The 13816-nt window shown below is 46.7% G+C and carries 14 protein-coding genes; 8 read left to right on the top strand and 6 right to left on the bottom strand.

Features of this window, described 5'->3' with window-relative positions:
• Positions 1-149: 149 nt before the first annotated feature.
• Positions 150-614: a tRNA (uridine(34)/cytosine(34)/5-carboxymethylaminomethyluridine(34)-2'-O)-methyltransferase TrmL gene (trmL, locus tag ACIFQM_RS19000; RefSeq protein ID WP_283655253.1), complete on the top strand. Its 465-nt coding sequence runs from the start codon at positions 150-152 to the stop codon at positions 612-614.
• 373 nt (positions 615-987) lie between these two features.
• Entirely contained in the window at positions 988-1233 is a 246-nt protein-coding gene (locus ACIFQM_RS18995) for an AbrB/MazE/SpoVT family DNA-binding domain-containing protein (RefSeq protein WP_430040991.1), read from the top strand.
• 98 nt (positions 1234-1331) lie between these two features.
• Here the strand turns inward: ACIFQM_RS18995 and ACIFQM_RS18990 are convergent, their stop codons facing one another.
• Both ACIFQM_RS18990 and ACIFQM_RS18985 read right to left on the bottom strand, forming a co-directional pair.
• Positions 1332-2399: a phosphodiester glycosidase family protein gene (locus ACIFQM_RS18990; protein ID WP_430045855.1), complete on the bottom strand. Its 1068-nt coding sequence runs from the start codon at positions 2397-2399 to the stop codon at positions 1332-1334.
• Complete coding sequence (locus tag ACIFQM_RS18985; protein ID WP_430041040.1) at positions 2396-2803, bottom strand: hypothetical protein; 408 nt, start codon at positions 2801-2803, stop codon at positions 2396-2398. The genes ACIFQM_RS18990 and ACIFQM_RS18985 overlap by 4 nt, the downstream gene beginning before the upstream one ends.
• Before the next feature lie 285 nt (positions 2804-3088).
• Here ACIFQM_RS18985 and ACIFQM_RS18980 point away from each other — a divergent pair, with 285 nt between their 5' ends.
• Together ACIFQM_RS18980 and ACIFQM_RS18975 are read left to right on the top strand one after the other, a co-directional pair.
• A complete protein-coding gene (locus ACIFQM_RS18980) occupies positions 3089-3745 on the top strand; it encodes a response regulator (RefSeq protein ID WP_430040993.1) in 657 nt (218 codons plus the stop codon).
• 51 nt (positions 3746-3796) lie between these two features.
• Positions 3797-5050: a PLP-dependent aminotransferase family protein gene (locus ACIFQM_RS18975; RefSeq protein WP_430045853.1), complete on the top strand. Its 1254-nt coding sequence runs from the start codon at positions 3797-3799 to the stop codon at positions 5048-5050.
• A gap of 116 nt (positions 5051-5166) precedes the next feature.
• On the opposite strand, the gene ACIFQM_RS18970 is transcribed toward ACIFQM_RS18975, so the two are convergent.
• Positions 5167-5997: a DUF2161 domain-containing phosphodiesterase gene (locus ACIFQM_RS18970; protein ID WP_430065979.1), complete on the bottom strand. Its 831-nt coding sequence runs from the start codon at positions 5995-5997 to the stop codon at positions 5167-5169.
• Positions 5998-6280: 283 nt separating this feature from the next.
• Between ACIFQM_RS18970 and ACIFQM_RS18965 the strand changes: the two genes are divergently transcribed.
• Positions 6281-8176: a PrkA family serine protein kinase gene (locus ACIFQM_RS18965; protein ID WP_430065977.1), complete on the top strand. Its 1896-nt coding sequence runs from the start codon at positions 6281-6283 to the stop codon at positions 8174-8176.
• Positions 8177-8483: 307 nt separating this feature from the next.
• Positions 8484-9500, top strand: a complete 1017-nt coding sequence (locus ACIFQM_RS18960) for a protoglobin domain-containing protein (protein ID WP_430040997.1) — start codon at positions 8484-8486, stop codon at positions 9498-9500.
• Positions 9501-9612: 112 nt separating this feature from the next.
• On the opposite strand, the gene ACIFQM_RS18955 is transcribed toward ACIFQM_RS18960, so the two are convergent.
• The 3 genes from ACIFQM_RS18955 to ACIFQM_RS18945 all read right to left on the bottom strand — a co-directional run bounded on the left by ACIFQM_RS18955 (position 9613) and on the right by ACIFQM_RS18945 (position 12653).
• Positions 9613-10485, bottom strand: a complete 873-nt coding sequence (locus ACIFQM_RS18955) for an arylamine N-acetyltransferase family protein (protein WP_430040998.1) — start codon at positions 10483-10485, stop codon at positions 9613-9615.
• A gap of 245 nt (positions 10486-10730) precedes the next feature.
• Positions 10731-11627, bottom strand: coding sequence for a phosphotransferase (locus tag ACIFQM_RS18950; RefSeq protein WP_430040999.1), 897 nt, complete (start codon positions 11625-11627; stop codon positions 10731-10733).
• An 18-nt stretch (positions 11628-11645) separates the two neighbouring features.
• Positions 11646-12653: a phosphotransferase gene (locus ACIFQM_RS18945; RefSeq protein WP_430041000.1), complete on the bottom strand. Its 1008-nt coding sequence runs from the start codon at positions 12651-12653 to the stop codon at positions 11646-11648.
• 322 nt (positions 12654-12975) lie between these two features.
• Here ACIFQM_RS18945 and ACIFQM_RS18940 point away from each other — a divergent pair, with 322 nt between their 5' ends.
• Both ACIFQM_RS18940 and ACIFQM_RS18935 read left to right on the top strand, forming a co-directional pair.
• A complete protein-coding gene (locus ACIFQM_RS18940) occupies positions 12976-13119 on the top strand; it encodes a hypothetical protein (RefSeq protein WP_430041001.1) in 144 nt (47 codons plus the stop codon).
• A 2-nt stretch (positions 13120-13121) separates the two neighbouring features.
• Positions 13122-13793 carry an AroM family protein gene (locus tag ACIFQM_RS18935; protein WP_430041002.1) on the top strand — a complete coding sequence of 224 codons (672 nt, stop codon included), beginning with the start codon at positions 13122-13124 and terminating at the stop codon, positions 13791-13793.
• Positions 13794-13816: the final 23 nt, after the last annotated feature.

Here is a 13816-nt window from a genome sequence, read left to right as displayed (position 1 = left end):
TAAAGCCTTCCCTGAACGTGTATAGGGGAAGGCTTTTAGTGGTGAGGAGCGATTATTTTTTGGATTGGATGTTCAACTCTCACTGATTTTGTTAAAATAATAAAATGTGTACATTTTTTCAGTTCAAAAAGTGAAGGGAACGAAACGTGATGCCATTACATATTGTGCTTGTTGAGCCGGAAATTCCGGCGAATACAGGGAATATTGCTAGAACGTGTGCTGCTACGGGAACACATTTGCATCTGGTAAAGCCGCTGGGCTTCCGTACCGACGATGCCACGTTAAAACGTGCTGGACTTGATTACTGGTATGCGGTTCACATCGAATACCATGAATCCTTTGCTGAGGTGCAGGAGAAGTATCAGGAAGGTCGCTTTTTTTATGCCACCACGAAAGCAAATCAGCGTTATAGTGATATTGCATTTCAGGATGGAGACTTTTTGGTATTTGGCAAAGAAACGAAGGGGCTGCCTCCCGAGCTTCTGGCTGCCAACCCGGATACATGCATCAAGATGCCTATGTCAGATAAAGTAAGATCGCTAAATTTGTCGAATTCCGCTGCGATTATCGTATATGAAGCGTTGCGGCAAATGGAGTTTCCAGGTTTATCGTGAATAATATCAAGTGAGTGGGCATAAGCGCGAATAAAGAACCAGGACCTTAGTTGCTAATCAAGCCTTGTGCCTCTGTTGTTCAGACAAACCCGACGAAGGGCTTGAAAATAAGGCTATAATTATTAATTTGTAAAATCCTCAGAGAAAGCTAATGATAATGGACATTTCGGTCGATAAAAATATTACAGACATTCTGTGCCATACTTTGATATGGTTCATGATTTTATGAAAAAATGTAATAAAATTTCCTGTGATCAGCAGGATTCGACAAAAAGACAGCGAATACTACATAAAGAATAGTGTCTTTGTACCTAGTTTTTCGCGGGGAAGAAAATTGCAATTCATAATGAAATAGGAGAGGTGTACGATCACGATGAAACCTGCTGGTGTGGTGCGTAAAGTTGATCAACTGGGGAGAATAGTGTTGCCCAAGTCACTGCGCAAAAGATATCAAATGAATGAGGGAGATCCTGTCGAAATTTTGGTTCAGGGTGACCATATTATTTTGGAGCGTTATCGTCCGAAATGTGTATTTTGCGGATCAGTTGAGCAAGTGAACAATTTTAAAGAACGTTATATTTGTGCTCAATGCTTGACTGAAATGACACAGTACTCCTAAAATGGGGCAAAAGCATCACGACATTCGTTCGTGATGCTTTTTTTCTTATAAAGTATAAGTAAGCAGACATAGTTTACATGCTTGTAAACGATAAGCTCCTATTTATAGAACAAAAAATGAGTAGGGACTGGACGCAGTTTGCCATCCGATGGCTTGTTCACGACTCGACCGTTCAGGATGAGTGAGGAGGAGCCTCCCCCGTCCAGATTATAAGCATTCTGAACGCCGAGATTGTACATTTTTCCCTGTAGTTCTTCCAGTGTTGCACCTGAACCCCCGCTTTCATTGTAGCCGTCTACGACAATAATGAGCAGCTGATCATCTTTATAGTTGCCGATGGCTGTACGTGGCGCTCGTTTGGGCGAAACCTGCCATTTATCCGGAATCGGCATCTTTTGGCCGCTTTGCAGCAGTACGGGAACGAAGGTAGCTCCAAAGGCAGGCTTTAGGCTGTCCAGAGCGCCCTGACTGTAAAACTTGCCGCCGATAAGCTTGCCGGTGTTGCTCAATCCGACGAAGGACAAATCCTTAAAGCTGGACTGAAAGCCGGTCAGGTAATGGCCGTTCATGACGGTAGTGCTTAATGGATAGCGTTTGCCGTCTCCATCCGCAAAGCCGCCTGCATTAATACCAGCGACAGCTCCGTGTCTCAGGACAGCACGCATGGTCGTTTCGGAGCCGCCGAGTTTGTCGCTCCCCAGAGACATTTTCATAGCGGCAGGATCCTTAAGCTTGACCTTCATGGCATAGCCATGATAAATCCCCGGGTTCACCTTAAACAATTCAATAGTAATCCGGTTGCTGTCTACCCGCTCATAGGGAACCCCGAGCTTGGCGGTGATGCGCCGATTATAGATTTTTTCGGGACGCTTGGATTGAGTGGAGGCCGTTTGGACAAGCTGGTTCATCGTTTGGGTTGTTTGCTTGTACAGTTCCGATGTTCGGCGAATAGTAGACAAGGTGTATGTTGCCGTTTGGTTGGCTTCATCGAGCTGCTTGCCTACTGAGTGCGTTTGTAGAACGACTTCGGTTTTTTGCAGACTAGGGACGGTAGACCCGGAAAAACTAAATGTGGGATGAATTAACAAAACACACCCCAACAAACCGATAAAAGGAGCAAGGGCCAGCATGAAGAAACGATTTACCTGTTTTGTATCCATATTCATTTCAGCAGGTCCATTTTTTTCTGAAGTGCATTGAGCTGCTGCTTCACTTCGTTCAGTTGGGTGTACAGCTTATTGCTGTTGTCGGTTTTATTGTTTGCATTATCCTTGGTAAAGGTCAGCAGCTCATTGAAGGACTGAACTTTGCCCTCTAATCCGTTAACTTCCTCGGAAAGCGCAACCAACTGTTTTTCATAGTCGGTTTTGAGCGCTTGAATCTGCTGGTTTGTATGGGTTTGCATTTCGTTCAACATTTCCTGCTTCAAATGATTGCTGTACAGATAGGTAGCGAGAGCACCTAGTATAATAAGCAGGAACCAAAATAGCAGAAAAGCCTTTACGGGTATCCCCTTTCTTGAAGTGCCCCGCCGTGATTCGGCAGGAGGGTGTTCAGGTGAAGCTTGCATGCGATTTTTCAACTCCCATGTAAAATCAAATTTCCAGTCTTTATTTTGCAGTTCCAATTCTATCATGGGCCTATTTATTTCGCAAAAGCGAAATAGATGCATAAAATTATTTGGAAAAAGAGATTGCACCGTAAGGAAGTCCTAGGATACAATTTCCTTAAACGATTTTCGCTTCTTATGCGTTCATATTTGCGCAATTTCTATATATGCAACCCCAAATTATAACTTCAATTTTTTTTAACTATGTATTTTATGTATTTTTTTGTGAAATCAGGAGGTTTAGACATGAGAAAAGTATGGCAGGTGGTCATCATAGACATCCATCCTACAAGTATGCTTGGAACAAAGCTTATTTTGGAAGACCAGCAGGATTTGCTTGTCAGAGGGATGTCCTCCTCCGGGACGGAAGGTCTGGAATTGGCTTGCTCCATTCGGCCGGAAATCATTTTAATGGATTACAGGTTGCCTGAGGGAACGGCGGAACCGTTCCTAACACAAATACGGGCCTTGTCTCCAGACAGCCATATTGTTATTATGACGGATGAGGATAATATTACGCTGTTCCAACAGCTGATTTCGCTGGGAGCGAATGGAATGCTATCCAAACAGGCGTCACCAAGCCAGTTGATCCATCTGATCAACGGTTTGCGCGAAGGTTTTGCTTCGTTACCAATGGATTGGATTCGTTGTGGAAATTGGCCGTTTATGCCGCTCATGGCTTCTGAACCTTTCGACGAATTGACAAAGACCGAAATTTTCATTATGGAGCGTATTGTGCAAGGAATTACATATGACAAAATTGCGATCGAGATCGAAGTCAGTCGGCGCTCCATTGATAATTATCTACGTAAAATTTATGCTAAATTGGGCGTGTCCAGCCGGGCACAGGCGATTGAACGTTATGCCTTGTACGCGCGTCAAGCAAAGCAGCTGTATGCCTGACGTGCCAACCCGGAGGTCGTGAGCCTATTTTTCAGGAGAAGGAGGATGTTCATGCAATATTCCTTTGCTTCACGAACCGCTGCAATGTTGGCTTCTCCAGTGCGTCATATCCGGGAAAATGCGAGAAGACACTCCTTTATATCTTTGGCTGAAGAATTGCCTGCACAAGAGCTATTTCCAGTGAAGCTGCTGGAAGAAGCGGCTCATGATGTATTTGGTTCTGGCCCTGACGCCCTCCAGTATGGTGAACCGGAGGGCTATTTTCCTTTGCGGGCGTGGCTTGCAGGAGAGTGGGAACAGCGCAAAGGAGTTAGAGTGCCACCAGGACAGATTCTCCTGACAACAGGCAGTCAGCAGGCCATTGACCTGATTGTAAGGCTGATGGTAGATGAACGCGACCCTGTGTTAGTCGAAAATCCGACATCGCCCGGATGCCTGCAAGTACTCTCCATGCAAGGTGCGCAGATCGTTCCCGTTGAATCTGATGGAGATGGTGTGCGTCCCGATCAGCTTGAAGCCTTAATCATTCACCACCAACCCAAGTTTTTTTTCGCCACACCCACGTTCACGAACCCGACCGGTTCCTTATGGAGCGCGGCAAGACGTCAGGAGATTTTGGAGCTGTGTAGGCGCTATCAGGTGCTGATCGTGGAGGACGACTCTTACGGAGAGCTACATTTTAAACAAAAAAATGAATTCGGCGACAAAAGCCAGCACGGGCAAAGTCGGAAATTTGCAGAAGCCTATCCTTCGCTATTTGCGCTGGATCATGCAGGGCAGGGTGGACAGGTGCTATATATCGGTTCCTTCAACAAAACGATTGCGCCCGCACTGAGAACCGGCTGGGCGGCAGGCCCCGCTCCGTTGATCGAAGGTATGTACGCTTTGAAGCAGTTGGCCGATATGCAGTCCAGTACGATGAACCAGCGACTCCTGTTCCAGTTGCTGACCAGCTCGCGGTTTCAATGGCACGAGCATTTAGCCATGCTGAACAAAGAGTACTCGACACGTCTGCAATTAATTTTGGAGCTGCTCAAACGTCCATTTTGGAAAGATGTGACGTACCATATTCCGTCCGGCGGCATGTATGTGTGGGTTCGGTTGCCCGATGGGCTGGACAGCGCACTGCTGCTAAAGGCGGCCTTACCCAAGGGTGTAGCCTTTATGCCAGGAGAGTTGTGCGCGGTTGGCAGCGAAGGCGCGTCCCATATCCGCCTGAACTTCAGCCATCCGGGCCGCGAGCAGCTACTCATGGGCATGAATTTGATCGGTGAGACGATTAGTGAATTCACTGCGCGAAGCTAGCTGGGGCCGAATGCTCTGCTTGCTACAGCAGAGCTTCCGGCAGTCGTGGCGTCAGAAGTAAGCGGTAGGCTTTTCGGCGATCCCCAGTATTGGAAGGGTGGTGAGTGGCAGGCTTCTCAGTGATCTTCCGCATTCGTAGTGGCAGAGTACACGGCTGTCGCTTCCGCGATTCGCTGTTGTCCGCTGCCGTCATCTGGCTCTACAGCCTTGCCAGCGGCCGTTTCGGCACCTTGCTCTTGCAGTACCGCCGCATACTCGCTCAGGGCAACCTCGCCAAACGGGGTCAGCCTGTAGCGGCCCCGGGCTACGCGTTCAAACCAGCCGTAGTAGTTGCGCTGGAGAACGGCTGCGGCCCCGCTGACGGCTGCTGTACGGGCGAGCTGCGTCGGTGCGGCTTCCCCCAGACCCTGCAAGGCCGCGGCCACGCGCAGCGCTTTTTCCCGGTAGGCCGTGACCAGCTTGCGCCGGGTACTGCCGCCGGTGTTGTGGTCGCCGCTGCGTGCGTGAAACTCCCGCAGCAGCCTTTCCTTGCGCGAGCCGAGGCGGGGTGCCGTCGTTTTTCGGTCACTACCGTTCGTGCCCGCAGGCTTGCAAAGCACCTCTACGAGCGGCAGCTTGGTCTTATAATGGGTGACGGTGAGCAAGCCGAGCTCCAACTGGCGGCACAGTCCGACCAGCTCATTCCAGCGCTGATTGACAGCCCCTTTTTTCGCACGGTTTCGTTCTACCGCCACATACACATTGCTGCTTAGCTTCAGACGCTGCATGCCTTGCAGCACAAGCGCCAGATTGAACGTCTTTTTAATCTCCACAATCAGTGGCTCCTGCTGTTCTGGCTTTATACCCACCAAATCGCAGTTACGCACTTCTCCCTTGATTTCGTATCCCAAGCTCTCAAAAAAGGCTTTGATCGGAGCGTACAGCTCCGTCTCATGCCGAACCGCCATGCTTCTCCCGCTCCTTTATCCCATTATTCCGAGCTTATATTGTACCATAATGCGTCAGGTCCGCGTCGTTGTTGTATATTTTAGCACAGTGTATCTCTCTGTTTTTCGAAAAAGCAGGGGAACCCGTGACAAAAAAAAGGTCAATTCTGAAATCAATCTGCATAGGTATGTATTACACTTTTTTTAAGAGGATTGCATCATATCCTGAAAGGCGTGGACGAGTGTAGCCATTAACCATCCGGAGTGGAGGATAGTCATTACGCAGTCATGGGAGGAACCGAGCATGAATATTTTTGAACGCGTTGCGGAGTACCGGGCGGAAAACAACCGTCTGGCCTGGAGCGGCACTTTTAGTGAGTATATCGAGATACTCAAGAAAGACCCGACGCCGGCGATGACCGCTCATGCACGGGTTTACAAGATGATTGAATCTTTTGGTGTAGAAGAGGTTGGGGGACATAAGCGATATAAATTTTTCGAGCAGGAGATTTTTGGGCTGGACCGTGCGCTGGAAAAGCTGGTGGAGGAATACTTTCACTCCTCAGCTCGGCGACTGGATGTGCGCAAACGTATTCTTCTCTTGATGGGACCTGTCAGTGGGGGGAAATCGACGCTGGTCACTTTGCTCAAACGCGGTCTGGAGAAATTTTCGAGGACGGATCAGGGAGCGGTATACGCTATTGAAGGCTGCCCCATGCACGAAGATCCACTTCATCTTATTCCTCATGAACTGCGTCCGGATTTTGAGAAGGAGCTTGGCGTACGAATGGAAGGCAATCTATGCCCATCCTGCCAGATGAGATTGCGTACAGAATTTGATGGAGATATTGAAAAGGTGCGTGTGGAGCGGGTGTTTATATCGGAAGAAAATCGGATTGGCATCGGTACGTTCAGTCCTTCGGATCCGAAGTCACAGGATATTGCTGATTTGACGGGCAGTATCGACTTTTCTACGATTACGGAGTATGGCTCGGAATCCGATCCGCGCGCGTATCGTTTTGACGGAGAACTGAACAAAGCCAACCGTGGACTGATGGAGTTTCAGGAGATGCTGAAATGCGATGAAAAGTTTTTGTGGAATTTGCTGTCTCTGACCCAGGAGGGTAATTTTAAAGCGGGGCGTTTTGCGTTAATCAGTGCAGATGAATTGATCGTTGCTCATACCAATGAATCGGAGTATAAAAGCTTTATCGCAAACAAAAAGAACGAGGCTCTCCAATCGCGGATGATCGTGATGCCGATTCCTTACAACCTTAGAGTCTCGGAAGAAGAAAAAATTTACGCCAAGCTCATTGAACAAAGTGACATGAAGCATATTCACATCGCCCCTCATGCGCTGCGGACGGCTGCTATTTTCTCCGTGCTTACCCGCCTGAAGGAGACGAAGAAGCAGGGCATGGATCTGGTCAAAAAGATGCGCATGTATGATGGCGAAGAGGTGGAAGGCTACAAGACAGCCGATCTGAAGGAAATGCAAAGTGAGTTTCTGGAGGAAGGCATGTCCGGGGTAGATCCAAGGTACGTCATCAATCGCATTTCCAGTGCGCTCATTAAGCAAAATGTAGAGTCCATCAATGCACTGGACATTTTACGAGCCATCAAGGATGGTCTGGATCAGCATGCTTCTATTACGAAGGAGGAAAGGGAGCGCTATCTGAATTTCATTTCCGTGGCCCGTAAGGAGTATGACGAGCTGGCGAAAAAAGAAGTCCAGAAAGCCTTTGTGTACTCGTTCGAGGAATCAGCCAAGACGCTGTTCGACAACTATCTGGATAATATCGAAGCTTTCTGCAATTGGGTGAAAATCCGCGACCCGCTTACGGATGAGGAGCTCGACCCGGATGAGCGGCTGATGCGTTCGATCGAAGAGCAGATTGGGGTATCGGAAAATGCGAAAAAGGCGTTCCGCGAAGAAATTCTCATCCGGATTTCCGCTTACTCACGCAAGGGACGCAAGTTCGAATATCATCATCATGATCGGCTGAGAGAAGCGATTGAGAAAAAGCTGTTCGCTGATTTGAAGGATATTGTGAAAATTACGACCTCGACCAAAACACCCGATGCTAATCAGCTCAAACGCATGAATGAGGTGATTAAGCGATTGATTGAGGAACACGGTTATACAGGTGCCAGTGCCAACGACCTGCTTAGGTATGTAGGCAGTCTGTTGAATCGATAAAAATCGGTAAGTAAGGTAAGCAAAAGCAACAAGCTGGAGTAATGAGTTGTGATGGACGGCGTCGTAGCTGAACAGAGATTTCTATCGGCTGTGTAACCTATGAGGAATCCGGTAGTAAGCACTGGGAGTTTCAAGTGCTTGCTACCGGATTCTTTTTTTATCATGAAGGAGTTATTTCAGGTGCTTGTCCATCATTAATATGTGAAAAGTCACAATGAATCCACTAATTTATAACATTTTCCAAAAAAATGCGTCGATAAATATGGTAATGTTAAATGGATGTAAACTATTTATTTGGAGGAACCTTATGATTGATGTAGCTGAAAGTAGATTAAAACAGATTCAATATATTGGAATCACGGATGATGATTTGGCTTTATTGCATCTCCATCAGGGTTTGTTCCAATCTATTGTGGATGAGGTGGTGGATCGATTTTATGATCATGTGGAAAAGGTCCCGCACCTCATGTCGATTATCTCCAAATGGTCCAATATTGAACGCTTAAAGGAAACACAACGAGAATACTGGCTTTCTCTGGCAGACGGGAAAATAGATGAACCATTTATAGAGCACCGTCTTTTTGTAGGTCAGGTGCATTCCCGCATTGGTCTGTCCTCGGATTATTATTTGGGCACATACATAACTTACTTGGACATTGCAGTAGATATTTTGAAGCATTCGGGGATCGACGATTGGTATCCGATTGTTCATGCTCTTTCCAAAATGTTCAATCTGGACTCCCAGCTTGTGCTGGAAGCTTATCAGAAGAAGGAAAAGGAGCAAATTAACGAGCTGGCTGATGAGCAAACACAAGTATTAACCGTTGTTTCCCGAATTGCTCAAAATTTGACTGGAATGATTGCCGAATTGCGTGGAAATACAGATAATATAGCAGATAGTGCCCGTACAACAGTCTCTTCGCAAGAGCATACGGAAGAATTGGTACAGCAGTTGGGTGATGAGATCAAGCATATTGAGCAGATGAGCGGCACGATTCGCGAGCTGTCGGATCAGACACACTTGCTGGGACTGAATGCGGCGATTGAAGCAGCACATGCGCAGGAAGCAGGGCGCGGGTTTCAGATTGTGGCACAGGAAGTACGCAAGCTGGCATCCAATTCCAAGCAGGCTCAGGAGCAAATTCAGTGCAAGGTACTGGATATTACCCATATGTTGAACAGTGTGCAATCCGAAACGGCTGCCACAACAGCCAGCGCCCGACAACAGGCCTCTAGTTCTGAGGAATTGGCTTCATTCACAAAGCTGATCGAAAATATGGTGAAGGAACTGGAAACGCTTCAACATCCTGGTGAAATGATGTAGGTGTGAGAGGATAGAATGAGATATCGGTATGTTCTTTCTTTGAGCAAGACGGGAAAATAACGCTCTTCCTCCGTGGCGGTCCAATCAACGCAACCGAGGAAGAGCGCAAAACTTATAAGGAAATGATTGATTTCTTCCATTCAGTATGAGCCGCAAATACCCTTTTCCATAACTCGTCCCGTTCCTGGTGACTATAGTTAACAAGCGGCTCACCAAACACATCTGCCAACACTTCCAACCACTGCGATTTATGATCCAGCTCTATTTTTTCCAATCCGTTCAGCCCGTGGTTTTTCCAAATGCAGCCTCTTAGTTCATTCGTCTCTAATGCTTGTCTTTGCCGAATTAGAAACAGGTTGAACCATGGAGAATCCGCTGAGCGGCTATAGAAATGATGTTTTGGCATAAACTCTTCCAAATCCCGAACAACCGTAGGGTCATAGTCAACGCCGACAAATGAAGCAAGCGAATCATGCTCTAACCGCCAGCCTTTTGCAACAACCCCGGACTCCGTAACCTTATATTGAAGAGGGGCTTGTTCATAAGTGCCCATACGGAGTGGAACAGGCTCATATGGCATATCGCCTAAACCGACATCAACAATCCATACTTCATCTTCTTGCTGCTCATTTAGCAAGTTCACCGTTAACCCAAGATGAAATGAATTGATGCGTGGCTCTGCCCCTAAAGGCTGAACCCCTGCACGATGCAGGCTGACCTTGTAGCCCAGTGAATGTAGTAGTGCGCTGAAGGCACCATTCAGATGAAAACAATAACCGCTTCTCCCCTGTAAAATAAGTTGAACGGATTCTTGAAAACCAATGTCTGCCGGCTTTCCTGCAAAAATGTCCACCGTTTGCCACGAAAGATGTTTCACATGGGCCTTATGCAGCTCAAATAAATAGGATTTAGTAGGAGGCAGAATGTCTTCAATTCCGATCCTGTTTAGATAAGCTTTTATGTCTTCTTTTGTCATAATGTACATGTGGAGTCACCTCTGTTGTTAGTTTCCCCAATTCTCTTTTCGGAACAAATGATCTATTGGGTCTAAGCCTCATTGTAGAAGGGGGGCGTATTGATAACAATGCTATAAATTTTTGATTGTACCGGTACAATCAGCAAGTGGACTGGGTTCAGTGGCATGTAGATTTCCCATAAATCGTTGTCAGAACATAAAAAAACAGACCGTTTCATCAGGTCTGTTTTCCTGTTTAGTTCCAAGCCGACAGATTATAGCAGCGCTCTAAGTTCACGTCGGTATTTGTTTAACTGCACGAATGATGGAATAACACGTTTGGCAGAATGGATGCCGCCTATTCTGATGTTGCGGACCACATGATAGGGAGAGATCAAAAGTGTGTGAAGCAAATGTAAATCATGGGCGCTTAACGGACGATATCGTTGATAGTAGTCGACCGCGCGCAGCATCTTGGTCCCGTTCCAAAGACAATTTCGATGAAGAAGATGGGACAAGTCTTTCATTCTTACGTGCAGGGAGCAATTTTCAAAATCGATTAAATGAATCTTGAGCTGTCTGTCTTTAATCAGATTGGGATAATTGTAATCGCCATGTATAAATGCGGCAGCTTTTTGCTCTGAGTCGATTGCTTCTCGAACTTTGGGCTGCTGTAAATGATTCGACACTTCTTCACAGAGAGCCACAAGATGTGCTGTGCCTTTGTACGGACGGAGGCGTTTTTTGTATCCAGCAATTTCATCACCCAAGCCCTCGTAACGTATTCTGGCTGCCGGAGCTTCGGTGACAGGAAAGCCTACGGCGCTGGAGTGAAATTTGGCTAAGGTGGAAATTCCCTTTTTGAAATCTATTTTTTTTTTGAATTTTGGTCTTCGTCCATCCACCCAATTGGTTAAGGTATACGAAATGCCTTCATGGGTCATATAAGCGGATTGCTGCACTGTCGGATAGACCTTTTGGCTATGGGTAAACCCGCGCTCATCCAAGAAGGACAACACGCGTGTAATAAAACGAATTTCATCTTCCGAAAAGCTGTAGGGCTTTAAGCAATAGGTCATGTGGGCGGTCTCAATCTTGTATATGTCCTTCACTTGACGAGTATGTTGAATTTTGATTCCGTACATCTGCTCGACGTTCGATAAAATCGACATTTTGATCCTCGCTTTCTTTTATGCATGGACCCATTCTTGTAAAATATGAATAATTTGTAAGCGAAGGGGCCACGATTGATCCCAATTGTCCAGGATCTCGCGGTCTCTTGAGCGATTCGGGTGTAGGGAGGCATGCCACGCTTCACGTGGCAGCTTATATAAGGCTGTAACCATTTTTCGTTCAGTTTGGCTTAGTGGTTTGCGTTTTTGGTATCCCTTCAGCAAGGATTGCACAAATTTAGGATTGAATTGGGTCGTATTCATAAGGGCCTTCGCCAGATCTGCATAGACTGAGCCGACCTTAACCCGATCCCAATCAATGATTTTGAGTTCACTATCATCTGAAATCATGACATTGGGGATCGTGATGTCGCTGTGTATCAAAGCGGGGGAACGGTTTTCCTTCTGAAGCAGCTTAACAATGGATGTGTCCTGCAAATCCTTCCATGCCCGCCTAGCTAAACGTTTGCAGTCTTTGCCGTGAGCGTTGTACCAGTTGCCATATTCTTTGTCATGACGGCTGATTTTCGATATTTTTCGTTGAAAAAGACGGTCCTGTTTTTTCCATATCCGCAATTGTTGTAACGTAGGGGATTTCCCCCTTCCAATCTGATGCAAGCCAGTGGACGTGGCATGAAGCGTGGCAAGTGCCCACCCAAGTTTTTCGAAATCTTCAGCATTTTCCAATCCCCGCCCCTTGATCCACTGACTCATATAAAATGGCGTTCCTTGATGTAAAGTCCATAGCTCCCCTGAATGTGTTGGAAGCCACGCGGGCATGTAGCTATACTTCCTCTTTTTCAAAAGCCTGATCATGCTTGCAGCCTGCTCCATCTGTTGGATTGTATTTGAGCGGACCATCCTAGTACGGCTAAAGGGCTTTAATGCATAAGTTCCCTTTTTCGTTTTCACCTGGATTACTGCATTTTTCCGGTATAGTGATGAGACTAAGCTTGATTTTAACGGGAACAGACCGAAACGACTGGTGATTTTGCGAATCTGTGCTTTGGTATATGATTTCGTCATAAGAACCTCACTTGACTTGTGATTAAAGAAAAAGGTAATCCTCTGTTAGTTATCAGTCTATTCATGATGAGGTAATAGGTGCTGTTTTAAAGGGCTATACACGTTCTTCTAGATTCATGTTATATTCATTAACACGATGAAGGGGTGAAATGTCATGATAGCGCTATATATATCGTCTTTTATTCTGTATGCACAATAAACAAGCCTTTGTTTTGGTCAGGACGAACATTGTTTATGGAAGGAAAGTTGCAGTAACATAAGTTAAACCTACTCAACAGATGAAGAAATACATCACATCATGTCTAAGCCATAGGAGGGTCATATGGAAAAAGAAAAAGAAAAACGTCACCCGAAAACGTTTGAGCCTTTTGCATTTATTCTCATGGTGGCTACAAGCGTTCTGGGGGCTATTATTGGCATGCAAATCGTAACCACAGGCTTTATCGCAGGGGAAGCAGGGGATTGAAGATGAATAAGCTTGGGATGATTACGATTGGGCAAGCTCCCCGGACAGATGTGGCTCCTATCGTGGAACGGGCTTTGGAAGGACGTGCAGAACTGGTACAGGCAGGTGCGCTGGACGGTCTTTCTTTTGCTTATATACAAGAGCATTTGTCTCCGTCGCCGGGAGAGTATGTATTGACCTCCCGCCTGACGACTGGCGAGTCGGTGGTTATAGCACGCGAAAAAATCCAGCCGCTGCTTCAGGAGAAAATCACGCGCATGGAAGAACAGGGCATCCGTACGATTTTATTGCTATGTACCGGCGTATTTCCGGGATTGCATACCCGAACTGCCTTTTTAATTGAGCCGGACCATGTGCTTCCTCCTGTGATTAAGGCGATGTCCGGCGGACGACGGGTCGGTCTGATTGGTCCGCTGGAAGAGCAGAAGGACAATCTCAAGCTCAAATTCAGTCCTCACGGAATGAATCCGGGGTTTGCAGCGGCCTCGCCTTACAACGGCAGTGAAGAGGAATTTCGCCAGGCAGCCGGGCATTTCAAGGATCAGGCTGATCTTATCGTGCTGGATTGTATGGGGTATACGGATGTTCACCGGAAACTGGCGGCGCGTTACGCCGGGGTTCCCGTCGTATTGTCCAATGCCCTGATCGGCAAGCTGGTATCAGAAATGGTGTAAGCGTATAAGTTGACTGAAAATAG

It is taken from the genome of Paenibacillus sp. NRS-1782, from assembly GCF_050467685.1.
Classification (GTDB): domain Bacteria; phylum Bacillota; class Bacilli; order Paenibacillales; family Paenibacillaceae; genus Paenibacillus; species Paenibacillus terrae_A.
Note: the sequence above shows the minus strand (reverse complement) of the source record. Positions and strands in the feature narration are given on the sequence as shown.

Coding starts and splice junctions, on each gene's coding strand:
- trmL (WP_283655253.1), top strand. CDS start 150: ATGCCATTACATATTGTGCTTGTTGAGCCGGAAATTCCGGCGAATACA.
- ACIFQM_RS18995 (WP_430040991.1), top strand. CDS start 988: ATGAAACCTGCTGGTGTGGTGCGTAAAGTTGATCAACTGGGGAGAATA.
- ACIFQM_RS18990 (WP_430045855.1), bottom strand. CDS start 2,399: ATGAATATGGATACAAAACAGGTAAATCGTTTCTTCATGCTGGCCCTT.
- ACIFQM_RS18985 (WP_430041040.1), bottom strand. CDS start 2,803: ATGCAAGCTTCACCTGAACACCCTCCTGCCGAATCACGGCGGGGCACT.
- ACIFQM_RS18980 (WP_430040993.1), top strand. CDS start 3,089: ATGAGAAAAGTATGGCAGGTGGTCATCATAGACATCCATCCTACAAGT.
- ACIFQM_RS18975 (WP_430045853.1), top strand. CDS start 3,797: ATGCAATATTCCTTTGCTTCACGAACCGCTGCAATGTTGGCTTCTCCA.
- ACIFQM_RS18970 (WP_430065979.1), bottom strand. CDS start 5,997: ATGGCGGTTCGGCATGAGACGGAGCTGTACGCTCCGATCAAAGCCTTT.
- ACIFQM_RS18965 (WP_430065977.1), top strand. CDS start 6,281: ATGAATATTTTTGAACGCGTTGCGGAGTACCGGGCGGAAAACAACCGT.
- ACIFQM_RS18960 (WP_430040997.1), top strand. CDS start 8,484: ATGATTGATGTAGCTGAAAGTAGATTAAAACAGATTCAATATATTGGA.
- ACIFQM_RS18955 (WP_430040998.1), bottom strand. CDS start 10,485: ATGTACATTATGACAAAAGAAGACATAAAAGCTTATCTAAACAGGATC.
- ACIFQM_RS18950 (WP_430040999.1), bottom strand. CDS start 11,627: ATGTCGATTTTATCGAACGTCGAGCAGATGTACGGAATCAAAATTCAA.
- ACIFQM_RS18945 (WP_430041000.1), bottom strand. CDS start 12,653: ATGACGAAATCATATACCAAAGCACAGATTCGCAAAATCACCAGTCGT.
- ACIFQM_RS18940 (WP_430041001.1), top strand. CDS start 12,976: ATGGAAAAAGAAAAAGAAAAACGTCACCCGAAAACGTTTGAGCCTTTT.
- ACIFQM_RS18935 (WP_430041002.1), top strand. CDS start 13,122: ATGAATAAGCTTGGGATGATTACGATTGGGCAAGCTCCCCGGACAGAT.